2 protein-coding genes and 2 pseudogenes are annotated in these 2,719 nt (G+C 60.7%); 2 read left to right on the top strand and 2 right to left on the bottom strand.

Annotated elements, in window-relative coordinates; genetic code table 11:
• Nucleotides 1-146: 146 nt before the first annotated feature.
• Nucleotides 147-248, bottom strand: a pseudogene (locus tag NKI37_RS31780) (LysR family transcriptional regulator); the annotation flags it as partial.
• A 575-nt stretch (nt 249-823) separates the two neighbouring features.
• Between NKI37_RS31780 and NKI37_RS31785 the strand changes: the two are divergent.
• The gene (locus tag NKI37_RS31785) at nt 824-1,099 is read left to right on the top strand and encodes an acyl carrier protein (protein ID WP_023708072.1); all 276 of its coding nucleotides are present in this window, start codon (nt 824-826) and stop codon (nt 1,097-1,099) included.
• A complete protein-coding gene (locus NKI37_RS31790) occupies nt 1,100-2,305 on the top strand; it encodes a beta-ketoacyl-[acyl-carrier-protein] synthase family protein (RefSeq protein WP_023708073.1) in 1,206 nt (401 codons plus the stop codon).
• Here NKI37_RS31790 and NKI37_RS31795 read toward each other — a convergent pair.
• Nucleotides 2,292-2,456: pseudogene (locus NKI37_RS31795) on the bottom strand (LysR family transcriptional regulator); the annotation flags it as partial. The gene NKI37_RS31790 and the pseudogene NKI37_RS31795 sit on opposite strands and share 14 nt — an antisense overlap.
• Between the last annotated feature and the right edge of the window lie 263 nt (nt 2,457-2,719).

The raw sequence follows: 2,719 nt of genomic DNA on the forward strand, positions 1-2,719 counted from the left end.
TGCCGCCGACTGATGAAAAACCGCTCACCGGCAGCGCAAGATCGTTCATGGTGGGTGTGGTCTCCGGGAAATTTCGGATCGGCTTAAGCAACCAAGTCCTACGTCATTTCAACGGGCTTGCGCCCACATCCACCAACCCCCATGAATTTGGTTAGGTTGATGCTGCGTGCCGCCGCCGTGAGGCCGCGCTCGCTAAGCAGCGCGTCGAGAACGACGAGAAGATTCAGATCGAGCCCTTTGAAACGCATGTCTTAGCTATCCATAGCGTGGATGAATTTGATTGAAACAAACGATTTTACCAATTTTCCGGAATGTCGCATGGACCTGGCAGGACCTCACGTGCGCCGATCACTGCCTCTATCGCGTGGCGAGTCCCTTGAGAAGAGCCCGAAATAGGAAATCTGTCGCGTGCGGTGGGGATTGTACTGGGAATGAGAGGCAGCGCTCCGATCATGTCGAACTCTCCGACGAATAGCGGACCGGTACAATAGTTGATCGCAGCTGGTCCGGAGCAATGAAACATCTCGATTACATATGAGGTGCCGAGTGAATACGCTGACAGCACCCACCGTCGCAGCGTTTAGCTGACGTTTGACGACGGTTCCTATCCATTTACACGCAGATTCTTGATGTGCTGGCGCAAAACCGGGAGGCCGGCGACTCTTCTTCGTCATCGGGCTGACGCCGAAGAAGCCGGAGCTCGTCCGGTTCCTATGGGCATTGGGCTTGGTCGGTCGCACAGGCTCTATGAGGAGCAATTTTGGCAACGCGACGCGACTCGGGTTTTGAACGACGCCGAAAACGCAAGCTAGAAAGGAACAAGATGGCAGATCAACTCGCCAACGAAATAATCGCAATGATCAAGAAGCGCGCCGCGTCGGAGGGCGGCATAGCGCCTGCCACGGGCGGCGAGATAACGGCCGCCACCGGACTGACTTCGCTCGGTATCGATTCACTGGGATTGGCGGACGTTCTCTGGGACCTGGAGCAGGCCTACGGCATCGAGATCGAGATGAATACGGCCGAGGCATGGTCGGATCTCCAGAATGTTGGGGACATGGTGGAAGCCGTGCGCAGCTTGCTCGCTACGGGGGTGTGAATGGACAGGCGCGTCGTGATTACTGGGATTGGCGGAATTTGCGGGCTTGGAACCAACGCCGCCGCCATTTGGACAGAGATGCGAGAAGGCCGCTCCGCCATCGGCCCAATCGTCAACTCCGAGTTCCATGAATTGAGGGTCAGGATCGGTGCCGAGATCAAGGCCCTGCCGGAGCATGACATCGACAGCAAGCAACTCATCTCCATGGACCGCTTCAGCCTGCTCGCTGTGCTTGCGGCGCGCGAAGCCATGCGTCAGGCCGGACTTTCCTCCAAAGAGGGAAATAGCTATCGCTTCGGTGCGACGGTGGGCGTTGGCGGCTGCGGGTGGGATGCGATCGAGCAAACCTACCGCGCCATCCTGCTGGGCGGTAAGCGTGCCGCTCTCTTGACTGTACCCAAGGCGATGCCGGGTGCCGCTGCCGGCCAGGTCAGCATGAGTCTCGGCCTGCGCGGGCCGGTCTTCGGCGTCACGTCCGCCTGTTCCTCGGCAAACCATGCGATTGCCTGCGCGGTGGACCAGATCAGGCTCGGCCGGGCCGACGTGATGCTTGCCGGCGGCAGCGAAGCGCCGCTCATATGGGGTGTGCTGAAGGCATGGGAAGCGATCCGCGTGCTTTCGCCCGATACTTGCCGGCCATTCTCGGCCGATCGCCAGGGCCTGTCGCTTGGTGAAGGAGCCGGCATGGCGGTGCTGGAAAGCTACGAGCATGCCCTGGCTCGGGGCGCCACCATCCTTGCCGAAATTGCGGGTGCCGGCCTTTCCGCCGATGCGTCCGGCATCGTCGCGCCGACTGTCGAGGGGCCGGAGGCAGCAATGCGGGCCTGCCTTGCCGATGCCAGGCTGGATGCCGAAGATGTCGACTATCTCAACGCGCACGGCACCGGCACCAAGGCCAACGACCAGATCGAGACGGCGGCGATCAAGCGCGTCTTCGGTCAGCACGCCTTCTCAATGTCCATTTCTTCTACCAAGTCCATGCACGCGCATTGCCTCGGCGCTTCCGGCGCGCTCGAGTTGATCGCCTGCGTGATGGCTATCCGCGAGAGCGTCGTGCCGCCGACTGCCAATTATCGTGAGCTGGACCCCGATTGCGATCTCGACGTCACGCCCAATGTGGCACGCGAGCGCAAGGTGCGCGTGGCACTGAGCAACTCCTTCGCCTTTGGCGGCACGAACGCGGTTCTGGCGTTCAGGCAGGTGTAGAAGCCATGAGAGATGCCTCCGGCAACATTATCTCTCGCATCCAGATGCTTGCCGGATAACTATTGTGAAGGGCGGGTCATTGACCGCCTCGGCGAATGCGGGAAGTGGCAGCGGAAGCTCGACGATCCGGGGGTATCGTCTTTGCGAAATTCTTAACTGTTGAACCGGCTTGGACGTACCGCCGCCCCGTAAAAGGTAAGCGAGGCCCTGCGGGCTCGGCTTGAGGGTCTGAAGCTGTACACGACAAATTTCTGGAAGCCGCAGGGTCGGCTCTGCGCCCGTTATGTCGCCTGAGTGCTGCCGGCCCGGCCGCGCCGCGGGCGCCGTCAACGAACTTCTTGAACCTGCGGACCTTGCCTGTCTTGGCCGACGCTTCGAAGCGCGCGGTCGTGCTGGCCTCCAGATCCGCGACAT

Source organism: Mesorhizobium sp. M0626, assembly GCF_040320665.1.
Classification (GTDB): Bacteria; Pseudomonadota; Alphaproteobacteria; order Rhizobiales; family Rhizobiaceae; genus Mesorhizobium.